This window comes from Pandoraea sp. B-6 (assembly GCF_000282835.1).
Classification (GTDB): Bacteria; Pseudomonadota; Gammaproteobacteria; order Burkholderiales; family Burkholderiaceae; genus Pandoraea; species Pandoraea cepalis.
In genome coordinates this window covers 31,100-45,255 of record NZ_KB290510.1, presented here as the reverse complement: position 1 = coordinate 45,255, position 14,156 = coordinate 31,100, and the positions used below count along the sequence as shown (strand labels likewise).

16 protein-coding genes, 1 tRNA gene, 1 pseudogene and 1 riboswitch are annotated in these 14,156 nt (G+C 58.7%); of the genes and pseudogenes, 5 read left to right on the top strand and 13 right to left on the bottom strand.

What is annotated here, in order from left to right; all coding sequences use genetic code 11:
• Positions 1–5 precede the first annotated feature (5 nt).
• Both A985_RS27450 and A985_RS0109305 read left to right on the top strand, forming a co-directional pair.
• On the top strand, positions 6–422 hold the full coding sequence (locus tag A985_RS27450) for a universal stress protein (protein ID WP_083902243.1): 417 nt from the start codon (positions 6–8) through the stop codon (positions 420–422).
• A 22-nt stretch (positions 423–444) separates the two neighbouring features.
• The gene (locus tag A985_RS0109305; protein WP_232424570.1) at positions 445–954 is read left to right on the top strand and encodes an HIT family protein; all 510 of its coding nucleotides are present in this window, start codon (positions 445–447) and stop codon (positions 952–954) included.
• A 54-nt stretch (positions 955–1,008) separates the two neighbouring features.
• Here the strand turns inward: A985_RS0109305 and A985_RS27445 are convergent, their stop codons facing one another.
• The 5 genes and pseudogenes from A985_RS27445 to A985_RS0109285 all read right to left on the bottom strand — a co-directional run bounded on the left by A985_RS27445 (position 1,009) and on the right by A985_RS0109285 (position 4,548).
• On the bottom strand, positions 1,009–1,356 hold the full coding sequence (locus A985_RS27445) for a DUF190 domain-containing protein (protein WP_157211402.1): 348 nt from the start codon (positions 1,354–1,356) through the stop codon (positions 1,009–1,011).
• Positions 1,357–1,396: 40 nt separating this feature from the next.
• Positions 1,397–2,719: a voltage-gated chloride channel family protein gene (locus A985_RS0109300; RefSeq protein WP_017233133.1), complete on the bottom strand. Its 1,323-nt coding sequence runs from the start codon at positions 2,717–2,719 to the stop codon at positions 1,397–1,399.
• Positions 2,720–2,795: 76 nt separating this feature from the next.
• Positions 2,796–2,860: riboswitch (Fluoride riboswitch) on the bottom strand.
• Between the two features lie 309 nt (positions 2,861–3,169).
• A pseudogene (locus A985_RS28140) lies at positions 3,170–3,423 on the bottom strand (LysR family transcriptional regulator); the annotation flags it as partial.
• 154 nt (positions 3,424–3,577) lie between these two features.
• Positions 3,578–3,796, bottom strand: a complete 219-nt coding sequence (locus A985_RS0109290; RefSeq protein ID WP_017233131.1) for a hypothetical protein — start codon at positions 3,794–3,796, stop codon at positions 3,578–3,580.
• Complete coding sequence (locus A985_RS0109285; protein WP_017233130.1) at positions 3,793–4,548, bottom strand: COG4280 domain-containing protein; 756 nt, start codon at positions 4,546–4,548, stop codon at positions 3,793–3,795. Before A985_RS0109285 ends, A985_RS0109290 begins: the two co-directional genes overlap by 4 nt.
• 85 nt (positions 4,549–4,633) lie before the next feature.
• Here A985_RS0109285 and A985_RS0109280 point away from each other — a divergent pair, with 85 nt between their 5' ends.
• Positions 4,634–5,527, top strand: a complete 894-nt coding sequence (locus A985_RS0109280) for a MurR/RpiR family transcriptional regulator (protein ID WP_036656100.1) — start codon at positions 4,634–4,636, stop codon at positions 5,525–5,527.
• A gap of 237 nt (positions 5,528–5,764) precedes the next feature.
• On the opposite strand, the gene A985_RS24840 is transcribed toward A985_RS0109280, so the two are convergent.
• The 4 genes from A985_RS24840 to A985_RS0109260 all read right to left on the bottom strand — a co-directional run bounded on the left by A985_RS24840 (position 5,765) and on the right by A985_RS0109260 (position 7,937).
• Positions 5,765–6,316, bottom strand: a complete 552-nt coding sequence (locus A985_RS24840) for an HD domain-containing protein (protein WP_017233128.1) — start codon at positions 6,314–6,316, stop codon at positions 5,765–5,767.
• 71 nt (positions 6,317–6,387) lie between these two features.
• Positions 6,388–6,834, bottom strand: a complete 447-nt coding sequence (locus A985_RS0109270) for a hypothetical protein (RefSeq protein WP_026131793.1) — start codon at positions 6,832–6,834, stop codon at positions 6,388–6,390.
• Between the two features lie 54 nt (positions 6,835–6,888).
• Positions 6,889–7,527 carry a lysozyme inhibitor LprI family protein gene (locus A985_RS26985; RefSeq protein ID WP_017233126.1) on the bottom strand — a complete coding sequence of 213 codons (639 nt, stop codon included), beginning with the start codon at positions 7,525–7,527 and terminating at the stop codon, positions 6,889–6,891.
• A gap of 35 nt (positions 7,528–7,562) precedes the next feature.
• Positions 7,563–7,937, bottom strand: a complete 375-nt coding sequence (locus A985_RS0109260; protein ID WP_017233125.1) for a hypothetical protein — start codon at positions 7,935–7,937, stop codon at positions 7,563–7,565.
• A 163-nt stretch (positions 7,938–8,100) separates the two neighbouring features.
• On the opposite strand from A985_RS0109260, the gene A985_RS29790 reads away from it, so the two are divergent.
• Positions 8,101–8,535, top strand: a complete 435-nt coding sequence (locus A985_RS29790; protein WP_017233124.1) for a helix-turn-helix domain-containing protein — start codon at positions 8,101–8,103, stop codon at positions 8,533–8,535.
• Positions 8,536–8,634: 99 nt separating this feature from the next.
• Here the strand turns inward: A985_RS29790 and A985_RS0109250 are convergent.
• The 4 genes from A985_RS0109250 to acs all read right to left on the bottom strand — a co-directional run bounded on the left by A985_RS0109250 (position 8,635) and on the right by acs (position 13,329).
• Positions 8,635–8,725 (bottom strand) — tRNA-Ser (locus A985_RS0109250).
• An 86-nt stretch (positions 8,726–8,811) separates the two neighbouring features.
• A complete protein-coding gene (locus A985_RS0109245) occupies positions 8,812–10,830 on the bottom strand; it encodes a sodium:solute symporter family protein (protein ID WP_026131791.1) in 2,019 nt (672 codons plus the stop codon).
• Positions 10,827–11,324, bottom strand: a complete 498-nt coding sequence (locus A985_RS26980; protein ID WP_017233122.1) for a DUF4212 domain-containing protein — start codon at positions 11,322–11,324, stop codon at positions 10,827–10,829. The genes A985_RS0109245 and A985_RS26980 overlap by 4 nt, the downstream gene beginning before the upstream one ends.
• 22 nt (positions 11,325–11,346) lie before the next feature.
• Positions 11,347–13,329, bottom strand: a complete 1,983-nt coding sequence (acs, locus tag A985_RS0109235) for an acetate--CoA ligase (RefSeq protein ID WP_017233121.1) — start codon at positions 13,327–13,329, stop codon at positions 11,347–11,349.
• Positions 13,330–13,670: 341 nt separating this feature from the next.
• Between acs and A985_RS24820 the strand changes: the two genes are divergently transcribed.
• On the top strand, positions 13,671–14,156 hold a 486-nt coding region (locus A985_RS24820), incomplete at its 3' end, for a DMT family transporter (protein ID WP_039830115.1).

Genomic DNA, 14,156 nt, shown 5'->3' with positions numbered 1-14,156 from the left:
CGATTATGTTCAAGATCATCATCCTTGCGTTTGACGGCTCTCCTGCAGCACTAAAAGCGTTTGATTACGCACTGGATATCGCATCAAAGTACCGAGCAGTTTTACATGTCCTCGCGGTCTCGAGACCTCCAGAGATCGCCGAGGACGTTGAAACGGAAGCACTTCTCGAGCAAGCAGAGACTTATTTTGACGAAGCATTCAAACATTTGCGGCAACGAGCGGAAGAGGCAGGGTTGCTCATCGAATGCACTGTTCGGGTCGGCCATCCTGCAGAACAGATCGTGATCCTGGCTGAAGAATTGGACGCGGATCTGATTGTGACCGGACACAGAGGTCGAGGACTATTCGAGAGATGGATATTGGGCTCGGTGTCGCGCCTTGCAGTCGCATACGCTCATTGCCCCGTTCTGGTCGTTCGGTAATTTTGTCTCGTCAAGGAACTCCATGACCACCGTACAAACAGTTTCGATGGTTGGCCTGGCGCTATGCGTGATGTACATCGTTAATATGGTGCTCGACAGCTTCCGTAGGGACGAACGGGTTCGCGCTTCGCGACACATAGCCGATGAAATGCAAGCGGACGGCACCAAGTGCCCCTTCTGCTTCGACGATGGGAAAGCGGTATTTCGTCAGGCACACGCGCGAGTCATATACGACATCAATCCGGTAACCACTGGACACATGCTTGTCGTGAGCAACAGGCATGTATCGTCCTACTTCGATCTGTCGCAGGAAGAGAAACTAGCGATGTGGGTTCTGGTCGACGAGGTAAAGGCGTTTCTCGATAGACAGTTCGAGCCAGACGGCTATAACGTCGGCGTGAACGTCGGAAATGCCTCCGGCCAGACGATTCCGCATGTACACATCCACGTGATTCCGCGTTATGTGGGAGATACACCCTGGCCCCAAGGAGGCGTCCGAGGCGTAATCCCAGAGCGTCAATCCTACGAGTGACAACGTCGACACGCGCGTATTTACGGTTGACTAATACGCGCGTGCCGAAACTACTCAAGTTCCCTGTGGGTTAATCTCACAAGGAAAAAACACTGCTCGCACGTTTTCCAGGTGTTCACCGTGGTGAGCGAGAAACTCCCGAAGTCGATGCTCGAGGTCAATCAGTTCGATGCAATGAGGCAACTTGTGCGGACGAATGTCCGAGTGGTCTCTGCTTAACTTGTCTCCAGGCAGATACCCTGCCTTGACGTGATGCATAACGACTTGGTGAATGCCTGCTTCACTGGCCTTCTTAAGCAAATGGGATGCGAGCGACGGACGTGCCACCTTATGCCAAAAGCGCGAGGGGCGCACACGAGCCGAGTGATGAAAATAAAGTCTGAGCGCAAAGTGTTTGCTCATGATGATGTAATCCTGAATGCAATGGGGAGTTTTGACACGACTACGGGCGTTCGACTGTGCTATCAGTGCGTGGAACGTTACCCCGCCGAAAGGCATGAATCTCCGAGAGCCTGAGACCTTCTGGAATGGAGATTCGTTTGGCATGCCCGATACGTTGTGCACGATATATGCCTGTGTGCCCCGAAAACAGATAGCTCACTACACAAGCGACGGCAGCGTAGGCGCCGATTTGTGGGCCAAAAATCTCGATTGCCATTACGGTTGAAGCGATAGGCGTGTTGGCGGCACCGGCAAACACCGCTACAAAGCCGAGCCCTGCGAGTACTGGTGCTGCAAGCGGCAAAATATGCGATAGGGCGTTACCCAATGTCGCACCAATGTAGAAGAGCGGCGTGACCTCGCCCCCCTTGAATCCTGAGCCCAGAGTGAGAATCGTGAAACCCGCTTTGCCCAGAAAGTCGTACCAAGGCAACTGGTGGTGGAACGCGTCGACAATGGTCGGAATACCAAGCCCAAGGTACTGAGGCGTACCAATCAACGTGGCGGCTATCGCGACTACGCCCCCCCCAACGAGGGGCCGCAATGGCGCGAACTTGAAGACTTTTTTGAACAGCGCCGACGTCGCATGTACGCCCTCAGCGAAGAGCATTCCAGCAACACCAAAAATTGCACCTGCCGCGATCACGAGCAGAGTGTGCACAGCATTAACTGATGGTATGGAAGCAATCACGTACTCTGTGTGGTGAATCCCCCAAGCACGAGTTGTCAGGTCCCCGACAATCGCACCGATGAAGCACGGTAAAAGGGCGTCATATCTCAGACGCCCGACGGCCAGCACCTCAAGTCCGAAAATTGCGCCCGCCAGCGGGGTACCGAACACCGCGGCGAAACCCGCGCTGATCCCCGTCATCAGGATAACGCGCCGTTCCTCACTATCGAGTCTGACGAAATGGGTCAGTTGGTCGGCAAGCGCGCCACCCATTTGAACCGATGTCCCTTCGCGCCCCGCCGACCCGCCAAATAAATGGGTAGCGACTGTGCCTAAGAATACGAGCGGCGCCATGCGAAGAGGGATAACCTTCTTCGGATCATGAATTTCATCGATAAGCAGGTTGTTTCCGCCTTCCACGCTTTGCCCGAAAATCAGGTAAAGCCAGCCAACTATGAATCCGCCAACAGGAAGGAGCCATAGCAGCCATGGGTGCGCCAGACGTGTGTCGGTCGCCAATTCGAGCGACCACAAAAAGAGTGCGGAAGCGCTACCAGATAAGCCACCGACTACGGTTGCCAAAGCAACCCAGCGCCCGATGTATGGCAGCATCATCAACTGCTCTCGCGCAGCTGATAATTTATGTATTTTCATGAGATTTCCAGGTTAGTCAGACGCGAAAAACCTGGACAAAGAGGCGCGAGGGCGGCCTGCGTCCTCCTGTATCCAGGATTAAGCAGGCATCATCAGCCCTGCGAGGGCGGTTACGGGAGGAATGCCATCTCCGTATTTCGACTGTGGAGTCTACCAGACCGGGGAGAAGTCGGCAAACGGCCGAGAAGAAGGCCCGCATATCGGCCCGAAATCCTCACAATCCAGTCGTATAGGCCGGCGAACTTGCCGTTGAGGCACGGGAAAGAGATGCAGTGGTGGCAACACCACCAGTCAATATTCTGGTCGCGCGTCACCCGTACGCGTGCAGCGCGGCGTAGTGGTCGAGGCCAGCTTGACGTTCTCGGTTTTGAGCCGCGGTCCGCCCCGCAGCTTTTTGGTCGTGCTCATTGCATTGCCCCCCGCCTGAAGAACCTCGGCTGGTACCGTCGGAGCGAACTTTACGCTATCGCGGACTTGATCCAATGTGGCGAAGACACGCCGGACGTGCTCCAAGAACAGGCGCCCCATGCGGGTCAGTTGGGTGCGGCGGGCGATGCGAACGAAAGAACGGGTACCGAGCTCTTCCTCCGGTTCCTTGATAGAGCGGGATAGCGGCGATTGGCTATGTGCAGCCGTTCGGCGGCGCGGGCGAAGCGGAGTTCTTCCGCGACAGCCAAGAAGCATCGAAGGTGGCGTAGTCCCATTGCAATGCCCCTCCCATGCTATACGAGGAGAAAAGTGGATAGATTGAGATTGGTCGGCGCTTCTGCTTCTTCATGCCATTGAACGCGGAAGGCGTGAACCGTTGCGCGATGGCTACGGCTATCCAATCCTGCTAGTTCACACATTGCACGCGCATCACCGGACGTCCCGTTGTTTCGCTTCACGAAGGGCTGCACGAACAAGGATTGCAAGACAGCCCAAAAAAAGCAGGCTTCCGCCCCACAGCGGCTCGACTTTTACGGCGAGGACAAGGGCAGTCACGAGTGCGACAAGCACTAGCGTTGCCGTAGTGAGCCGCGCGTCCGCGAGGAACATTCCGAGAAGTTCCTGGGCAACTTCACGAAGAATACTCATTGCACCATCTCCATACGCACTCGTCGAAGCCGGTATGCGGTTGCAAGACCGACGGCAAGGAACACACCTGCAAATACCACCAATGCTAGATCCTGGCCTGGCCAATCGACGCCGAGACCTTCGCCCGTCCAGAAGACGCCAAAGGCAGACAGCATGACACCGACACCGAACTTCAAAGTGTTCTCCGGCACCCGCGCCAGAGGCCTATGGACAATGATTCCGATGGTGAGGACGACGATGCAGGCTGCCAGTGCTCCCAAGGCAGCCGGCCAAAGCAGTCCTCGACCGGCACCTACGGCAATGACGATGAATACAACCTCCAATCCTTCCAGCAATACCGCTTTGAACGCAGTCATGCCGGCTATCCAGTTAAGCGAGGCGCGTTCACGAATGCCCGCGTCAACGAGTTGCGCGGACTCAGATGCGAAAATGGCCACCTCGTCATGTAACGGGATAACACCTGCCGCTCGGAGAATGGCTTTGCGAAGCCATCCCATTCCAAACAGAAGAAGCAACACCCCAATGACGAACTGGAGTAAGTGAAGGGGTACCTGGTTGAGCAATGGGCCTAGCACCACAATCATCAGGGCGAGCACAATGAGCGCCGCAGCGGTGCCAAGTGCCGCAGGTTTCCATCCGCGCAAAATGCCGACCGCTAGAACGATCGTGAACGCTTCCACAACCTCGACAAGCGACGCAAGGAAGGCAGCTCCAATAGCGGGCGCAGCGATATTCCAGGCAATAGAGTTCATTGGGCACCAATTGGATTGTAGTGTTTGCTACATATTTGCTAAAATTCTCGTAGCATTTACAACATAAGTCAAGGAGCATCTACACGTGCCGCCAACACCGTCAACTTTTGATGAGCGAATCGCGAACAGCATCGAGCGCATGAGTCCGGCAGAGCAACGCGTCGCAGCGTTCTTTCAGGAGAACCGCGAGCAGGTTCTCATCGCCTCTGCCGCCGCACTGGCGGCGAAAGCAAGCACCAGTGATGCCACGATCGTGCGTACAGCTAAGGCCTTGGGCTTTGCCGGTCTTGACGATCTTCGGCGCGCACTTGCCCGCGAATTGCGTGATTCAATCTCGCCGGCCGACCGGCTCACTCGAACACTAGGCGAAGTTGGCTCCAGCCTAGCAGTAGCTTTCGACGTGACGATGGAAATACACCGGCAGTCGCTTGAAGGCGTCTGTCGTTCGATCAAGCCCGAGGACTTTGAAAATGCCGTTCGCAGCCTGATCCAGGCTCAACGAATCCTCGTTTTCGGCTTGGGGCCATCAAGCGCCATAGCAACCTATCTCGTCCTGCAACTCAAACGCTTCGGGTTGGATGCCGCGGGTCTGACTAACAGCGGCCTTCTTTTCGCTGATGATCTGCGGTCGTTGCGCAAGGGGGATCTCGTTGTCATTCTTGCTTATGGACGAGTGTATGAAGAACTGGCCTTGCTGCTGCGTGAAATCAAACGGCAGAAGCTGGGGTCACTGCTTCTGACGGACACGCTTGCCGCCAAGCTTCGGCAGCAGGTCGATCAAATTCTTCCCGTGGCACGGGGACGTGCGGACATGCTGAGCATGCACACTGCAACGCTCGGCCTCATCGAAGCCTTGCTGGTGGGCATCGCAACTCAGCGGCCCACAGAGACGGTCGCAAGTCTAAAGACACTCAACGACCTGCGGAAAAAGTTGGCGGGCAAAGCAGTAAATCTACCTATATCGAAGGACGATGACTGATTCATATGCCACCGGCGGTAGCGATCCAGATTCCGACCGATTTGAATCTCAAACTGTAGTGGCCTATGTTCGCCATGAATAGGTGCCTGATGACCACTATTACCTGTGTTCCGCGCCCATTCCGTCTTCAACTCCATTGGCGAGTTAACGCCCCCATGTCGGGAAGAGCACGCTAAATCACCTAGGTCGGTAGGAATGAGCGGACATGATTCTCTGCCGTTCTACTTGCGGCGCACTTCATGCTCTCATTGGGGAGAATTCTCGATCGCCCCGACCATGCGCAATTCCGAACGCGAGCAAAAGTGACGCATTGTCACAGCAAAGCCTCTCGACCACTTGAGCGGCCCAGTTGAAGTATTCCCGCCTCTGATCAAGAGACCACCCCGAAGGCGGCGCATCCACCAAGTCACGCAAGTTGCAAGTGGCGTCAGCGATTTTTATGAGGGCAGCGTTGTGTGACTTTTCTGGCGCGAATTGCACTTGCAAATCCTTTCGCTTCTGCTTTGGCAGCGTCTTGTCGTCCGTCACTTCCGAAACGATCTGCGCGACCTCTGCACCAAACAGCGATCTCAGTTCTTCAACTGTTGTCCCCGTGTCCTCGATGGTGTCGTGGAGAATTGCAGCCATCAGTACTGAAATATCGCTAACCTCACCCACCGTCGCAAGCAAATGAGCGACCGCGATCGGATGATTGATATAGGGTGACGCATCAACGTCTTTCCGACGCTGATTCCTGTGTCGCTCGGCCGCAAATTGAATCGCGCAGAGAAAATCTGCCGGATTACTCATTAGCCTTGTCCATTGAATGCGCGCGGACTCAAACCCCGTGCGCGCTTATCGAAATTGCGCCCGCACCTGAATCATGTTTTCTGAGCGCCCACATCGGTACTCGTGCTGCCAGTTATCGACCAAGCAGCCCGGGCGAGCTCAGCATGATCGGCCAACGGGCAAACGTAGCCGCGTCGAGCGAGCGTTCGTGCAGTGATCTTGTTGCCCCATAGCGCGTAACGTCCCACGTAGAGCCCGTACGCGCACCACAGCAACAGAGACACCATGTAGAAGTCCCTGTTCGCATATGCGGGCTCCTCCGGTATCACGTCGATGAGCCCAATCCATATCGAGTTGCCTGTGCGAAGCAACGTTTGCGCGACGATGTAGCCGATGACGATCAACGCCGGGATGTACAGACGGCGCCTTGCATACGCAACAATCGCCACGATTGGAAATGCGAGCCCGAACCAAAACGACCAGGCCACGCCGATCTTCACTGAGACGACGGTGTCATCTTTTTTCATCAGAACATTCATGTTTCTTCCCCACTTATGTGTCCGACTTCGATCTGCAAGGAATGCCGCAGCGGCTTACTTCTTCGGAATGAGCACCATTGCCCTCGAACGATCATCGAACTCCTTCGTGCCGTCTGGCCAAACGAGGAGATCCCCGATAACGCTGACCGTTTGAGAGGCGTCTTCGAGCCGGTTAATTTGCTCGGCAGCACTTTCGGGCACGTTCCAGACGTAACGAAGCTTGTACTGACGGTCACCCACCTGAACTGCGGTAAAGCCGCCAGCGGCGTCGTGGTCAAATACGAGGGCTCCATAAAGGATCACCCCAGCGATTACGGACGTCTTCGGGGGAAGTGGGGCTGGTCCAGTGCCAGGAAGAGCAAGCACTCGGCCGTTTTGTGCGGTCACGCTAAGTGCGCGCGTTCTAGCGCCGTAGGCGTCCGCAATACATTCGTCGGTACGACACTTGTCGCGAATAGTCGTCCGCCACTTGTTCTGGTCTTTTCGAAGCCCTTCCTCGTCAGTTGTCCGGGCCGACGCCGCAACAAACGCCTGTGCAAGTTGACGATCCAGCGCCGAAAGCTCAGGGCTAATGCAGATCGAACGCTCAACCGAACTCGTCGCTTTGCGGCAGTCGAACGAGGGCTGCGACGTCTCGGCCCGCGCCCACCCAGCGAAAGCAGATCCGATCACGACGGACGTGACTACCAGCACGCTTCGCGCGCGATTCGAACTCGTTGTCCCTCGACTCATCGGATTGCCCCCGCAGCTTGCTGGCATCGCGAAGTCATGCCACCACCGAACGTGAGCATCGTCGTGACGTTGATAATCCCCTTTTGCAGTTCATCGCGTGCGGTCGTTGCACAGGCTTGAGCCACCTGGTCATAACCATCGCTCTTGATGTGCGCCCGAATATCCGCCACCAATCCGCGCGTGTCCACGTACCGCTTGGTGTTTTCAAGGTCGGCAGGCTTACGCAACTCGATGAGTTTGACCAAATCCGCCCCACACACATTGATCGCCGTGACGTATTGCTGGCAGGCCGGAGGAATGGACTGTGCCGTGACACTTTCTGCGGCACCAGCCAGCAGGACGATGAGCCCCGAATACAACATCTTTTTCATTCTTCAGTTTCCCGAAAGTTCGTCGGACGTTTTCCCATTGCTTCATTCAGGACAAATTGTAGCATTTGTCTTGCAAATAAAAATGTCTACAAGATAGGTGCCGTGGTTACGCGTCGTGTTTCAACCAAGAATCCCGGGGACTTCGTTCTTCGGGAAGGTCTTGATGAGAAGCTTGAGGGAGTGCTTTGCCGAAACGGTCAGAGCCCGCCGCAAACACTTGAAGTTGTCGCAGGAGGCATTCGCGGACAAAGTGGACATGGACAGAACGTCGATTAGCCGCATCGAGCGCACCGCTCCAAACGTTTCAATCCGAACGGTCTTTCGGATCGCCGAAGCACTTCAGACGAAACCGGGCGCGTTGCTCGTCGGCGAACACACCGAGCAGTCGATGAAATCGGTGCCGCCTGAAGTATTCGGTCACGCGGTTAGAGATGCACGCGTGATTCGCGGCCTGTCGCAAAAGGCGGTGGGAGATATGATCGGGATGGATCGGAACTACGTAAGCACGATAGAGCGGTCCGAAGAACTTCCTACGCTTGATACTCTGGAAAAATTCGTCGGCGCCCTTGACCTGGACGTGCGGGCTATTTTCGGCTGATCAATGCCCAGCGGGGTCATCTGACTTGATAGTCGAACTGATAGTCGATCGAAACACCAATAAAAAAAGCCCTTGAAATCAAGGGCTTTTTCACATCTTTGGCGGAGAGAGGGGGATTCGAACCCCCGATAGGCTATTAACCTATACACGCTTTCCAGGCGTGCGACTTAAACCGCTCATCCATCTCTCCTGAAGGTCGCGAATTATAGCAGATCATCGGCAACATCCCATACCCTTTCGCACGAACCCCGCCAAAAATGCTTCCGCCACGCATCGTTACGGGCGGCGAAGATGGTCCACCAGATGTCGATCACGTTCGCTCGGACGCCCACCCAGCAAGCTGAATAGGATCGCCACCGCAAACCCCGCCGGTACCCCGAACGCCCCCGCCGAAATCGGATCCACCCCCCACCAGCGCGCCCCGACAAACCCCGTCAAACGCGTGAAGAACGGATACGTCGTCACAATGTAATACACACACACCAGCAACCCACTCACCATTCCCGCCGTCGCCCCCAGCCGTGTCGTACGCTTCCAAAACACCCCCAGCACCAACGCCGGGAATAAGCACGACGCCGCCAACGAAAACGCCGCCCCCACCAGGAACAAAATGTTCCCCAGGTTCAGCGACGTCACATACGACGCAAACATCGCCACGCACAACAACAAGATCTTCGACGTCGTCACCCGCTTCTGGCTCGACGCATTGCGATCCACCATGTGAAAGTAGACGTCGTGCGACAACGCGTTCGCAATCGTCAACAGCAACCCGTCCGCCGTCGACAACACCGCCGCCAACGCCCCCGCCGCCACCAACCCCGAAATGACGTACGGTAGTCCCGCAATCTCCGGCCCCGCCAACACCAGCATGTCCGGCTGCATCCATATCTCGCCCCACTGCACCACGCCGTCGCGATAGACATCCGAGATATCGAGCTGCACCGGCGTCGCATGCCGCCACTGCATCACCCACCCCGGCAGATTCTCATAACGCGCCCCCACCAGATGCAACAGCACGTCGTACTTGAGCATCACCGCCAGCGCCGGCGCACTCACATACAGCAGTGCCACGAAGAACAGCGTCCACCCCACGGAACTACGCGCGCCCTGCACCGTCGCCGTCGTCCCATACCGCGTCAAGATGTGCGGCAAGCTCGCCGTGCCGATCATCAGGCACACCATCAGCAACAGAAAGTTCAAGCGCTGCGCGTTGCGCGTAGCGTCGTCGTGCGCCGGGAACGGCTCCGTCATCGCGTGCTGCGGCTCACTGCGCTCCACATACTGATTGCGCATCTCCAGCCAACGGTTCTGCGCCTCGCCGACGTCGCGCGGGAACGCCTCCAGCTTCGCTTCCAGCACCTTCACGTCGCGCAACGGCCCGTTGCGACGCTTCGTATCCAGCAACTGCCGCTCCAGCTCCGCACGCTCACCATAAAAGCTGTCCGGTAAGCCGTCCAACCGACGCTGCATCTGCTCCGCCTGCTCACGGTAGTAATCACGCACCTCACGCTCAGGCACCGACTGCTGTATCTGGCGCTCCAGCGCCTCGACTTTCGCCAACGCCGTGCCATAGCTGAATTGCGGAAACCAACCGTTACCCGTCTGATGGCCGATCATGGCCGTCGGCACCAGAAATGCCGTGATCATGATGATGTACTGCGCCACCTGCGTCCACGTCACGGCGCGCATGCCCCCCAGGAACGAGCACACGAGAATGCCCGCCAACCCAAAGAAAATGCCAATGGTGAATTCCACACCGATGAATCTCGACGCGATCAGTCCCACGCCTTGAATCTGGGCCACCAGATAGACGAATGAACACAGAATCGTTGAGAACACTCCCAACGCCCGAACCACGTTGCTGTCGTAGCGCGTGCCAAGAAAGTCCGGCACCGTGTAGCGCCCCATCTTGCGCAAATACGGCGCAAGCAGGAACGCCACCAGACAGTACCCGCCGGTCCATCCCATGACGTACGCAAGGCCATCGTAGCCCGACACGTAAAGCGACCCCGCCAACCCCATGAACGACGCCGCGCTCATCCAGTCCGCCGCGCATGCCATGCCATTGAACACCGGCGGCACACGACGCCCCGCAACGTAGTACTCGGCAGCGTCCGACGTCCTAGAGATCAGGCCAATTACGGCGTAAACGGCAATCGTCACGAACAGGAACGCGTAGCCGATCCACACGCCCGGGCCGTTGACCCGCTCGAGCAGCCCCATCATCAACACGAACGCCAGGAAGCCCGCCGTGTAATAGAGGTAGTAGCGCAGCATTCTGCGCGTGAAACTCATCGGGACGTCGGCGCCGACGCGACGCGAGAGGGAGCGAGAGAGGAAGCGCTTCGCGATGCCGCAGACGCCGCAGCGTTGTTCATCCCGTCGCTATCCAGGCCGAGACTTTCGCGATGCGCATCGCGCAACGCGTTTAGCTCACGATGGTAGCGCGCGTCATTGCGCCGTTGCAGCCACGCGTAGGCGACGATCAGGCCGATGTCGACCAGAATCGAACCCTGGGCGCCCATATAGAACGGCAGCGGCCACCCGGCAAATCGCGTCTCGGCCCACTCGCGCGCCCAGAACTGCGGCACGAATGTCACCACGAAGCCGATCGCCATGAGCACGGCCACCCAACGCAATGTCCTGCGCCAGTGGCGCGCCGCAATGCCGGCGGCTGCCCCATGCCAGTCGACATCGGGCAGCGAGCCACCGGCAGCAAGCCCCGGCGGCCGGCTGACGCCCACCGGGTCGGCCTTGCCGGCCGAGCCGGTCTGCGAGCGATTTGCCATAGCCCCGCCGCGGAACCCGCGCTTACTGCGCCTGCTTGAGCTGCTCCAGAATGGCCGGATTCTCTAGCGTAGACGTGTCCTGCGTAATCTCCTCACCCTTGGCAATCACGCGAAGCAAACGGCGCATGATCTTGCCCGAACGAGTCTTCGGCAGGTTGTCGCCAAAGCGAATGTCCTTCGGCTTGGCGATCGGCCCGATCTCCTTGCCCACCCAATTACGCAGTTCAACGGCCAGTTGCTTGGCTTCGTCGCCCGTCGGGCGCGAACGCTTGAGCACCACGAACGCCACGATCGCCTCGCCCGTGGTGTCGTCGGGGCGCCCCACGACCGCCGCTTCGGCCACGAGAGGATTGGCGACAAGCGCCGACTCGATTTCCATCGTGCCCATGCGGTGACCCGAGACGTTCAGCACGTCGTCGATACGGCCCATGATCGTGAAGTAGCCCGTCTTGGCGTCGCGAATCGAGCCATCCCCCGCCAGATAGATCTTGCCGCCCAACTCCGACGGGAAGTAGCTCGACTTGTAACGCTCCGGATCGCCCCAGATCGTACGAATCATCGCCGGCCACGGACGCTTGATCACCAGCATGCCGCCCTGACCGTTGGGCACGTCCTGCCCGGTTTCGTCGACGATGGCCACCGCAACGCCCGGCAGACCCAGCGTGCACGACCCCGGCACCAGCGGCGTGGCACCCGGCAGCGGCGTAATCACGTGTCCGCCCGTCTCCGTCTGCCACCACGTGTCGACGATCGGGCAACGCCCGCCGCCAACGTTTTCGTAGTACCACATCCACGCCTCCGGATTGATCGGCTCGCCGACCGACCCGAGAATGCGCAGCGACGACAGGTCGTACTGTTTCGGATGCACCGCGGGTGTCTGCTCGGCCGCCTTGATCAAAGAACGGATCGCCGTCGGCGCTGTATAGAACACGGTCACCTTGTGACGCCCGATCATCTCCCAGAACCGCCCCGCATTCGGGTACGTGGGCACGCCTTCGAACACGATCTGCGTCGCGCCCACCGCCAACGGACCATAAGCGATGTACGTGTGACCAGTGATCCAGCCAATGTCGGCCGTGCACCAGAAAACGTCGTCGGGCTTGATGTCGAAGGTCCACTGCATGGTGAGCGACGCCCACAGCAGATAGCCACCGGTGCTGTGCTGCACCCCCTTCGGCTTGCCCGTCGAGCCCGACGTATAGAGGATGAAAAGCGGATGCTCCGCGCTGACCCACTCCGGTTCGCACTGATCCGATTGACCGGCGACGAGATCTTGCAGCACTTCGTCACGACCTGGGTGCATCGTCACATTGCCGCCCGTGCGACGGTAGACAATCACGGACTTCACATGGTCGCAGCCGCCCATCGCGAGCGCTTCGTCGACGATGGCCTTCAAGGGCAGCGCCTTGCCGCCCCGCATCTGCTCGTCGGCAGTGACGATCGCCACCGCCCCGGCGTCGATCACGCGCTCGTTGAGCGACTTGGCCGAGAAGCCGCCGAAGACGACCGAATGCGTCGCGCCGATACGCGCGCACGCCTGCATGGCGACCACGCCTTCGATCGACATCGGCATATAGATGACCACGCGGTCGCCCTTCTTCACTCCCTTGGCCTTGAGCGCATTGGCGAAGCGGCTCACGCGCGCGAGCAGGTCGCGATAGGTGACCGGGGTCACCGTGCCATCGTCTGCCTCGAACAGAATGGCCGTCTTCTCGCCCAGGCCCGCTTCAATCTGGCGATCCAGACAGTTATAGGAAGCGTTGATCTGACCGTCGGCGAACCACGTGTAGAACGGCGCGTTGGTCTCGTCGAGGACTTGCGTGAACGGCTTGTGCCAGGCCAGATTTTCGCGCGCCTGGCGCGCCCAGAATCCCTCGTAATCCTTGTCGGCCTCGGCGCACAGCGCCTCATAGGCGGGCATGCCGGAGATCTTCGCTTGGGCGACGAGCGCCTGCGGCGGCGCGAAGACGCGCTGCTCCTGCAATACCGATTCGATTGCTGCCATGAGTTGTCCCCTCTTATAGATATGCAAAAACCATTGCAATCAAGCCCAAACAGATCGCTAACGTCACATTAAGACGAGCGACTTACTAACGCCTTACACTGGCGCACGCGACATCGTCGCGCCGCGCGCGGGACTCGCGCGAACGCGCACCCGTAGGGCGTCAGACTGTGGCGAATTCGCTACAATCCTACCCGCATCCCCCCCGACTCGCCACCCCGGACTCGCACGGAGCGCCCGTGAATTCGACATCTCCGTTCCAACCACCCACGCCGTCGCCCCCGACGGGGTCACCCGCCGACCGCCTGTTTGCGCGTTTTCCGAGTTTCGCGCTGGCACTGGCGATGACCTTCGTGGGCACCAACGTCGGCATCGGCAAGACCATGGTCGCCGTCATGCCGGTGGCCGCCTTCGCGCTGTGGCGCTTCGTGATCGCCATCGTCGCCCTCGCGCCCCGCTACCGTCCCTCGGCCATGCGACGCGTCACGCGCCCCCAATGGCGCAACCTTTTCGTGCAAACGTTCTTCGGCACGTTTCTCTTCACCTTGCTCATGCTCTCGGGCGTACGGATGACGACGGCCACCGCCGCCGGGGTCATCACCGCGACGCTGCCGGCCTGTGTCGCCCTGCTGTCGTGGGGCGTGCTGCGCGAACGCCCGTCACGACGCACGCTGGTGAGCATCGGACTGGCGATTGCCGGGGTCGCCCTGCTCAACCTGTCGCGCGGCGACACGCACAGCGCCAGCGCCCCGGGCGCCGCCGGCAACGCCTGGCTGGGCAACCTGCTCGTGCTCGGCGCCGTGGTCTGCGAAGCCATTTACGTGATCGTC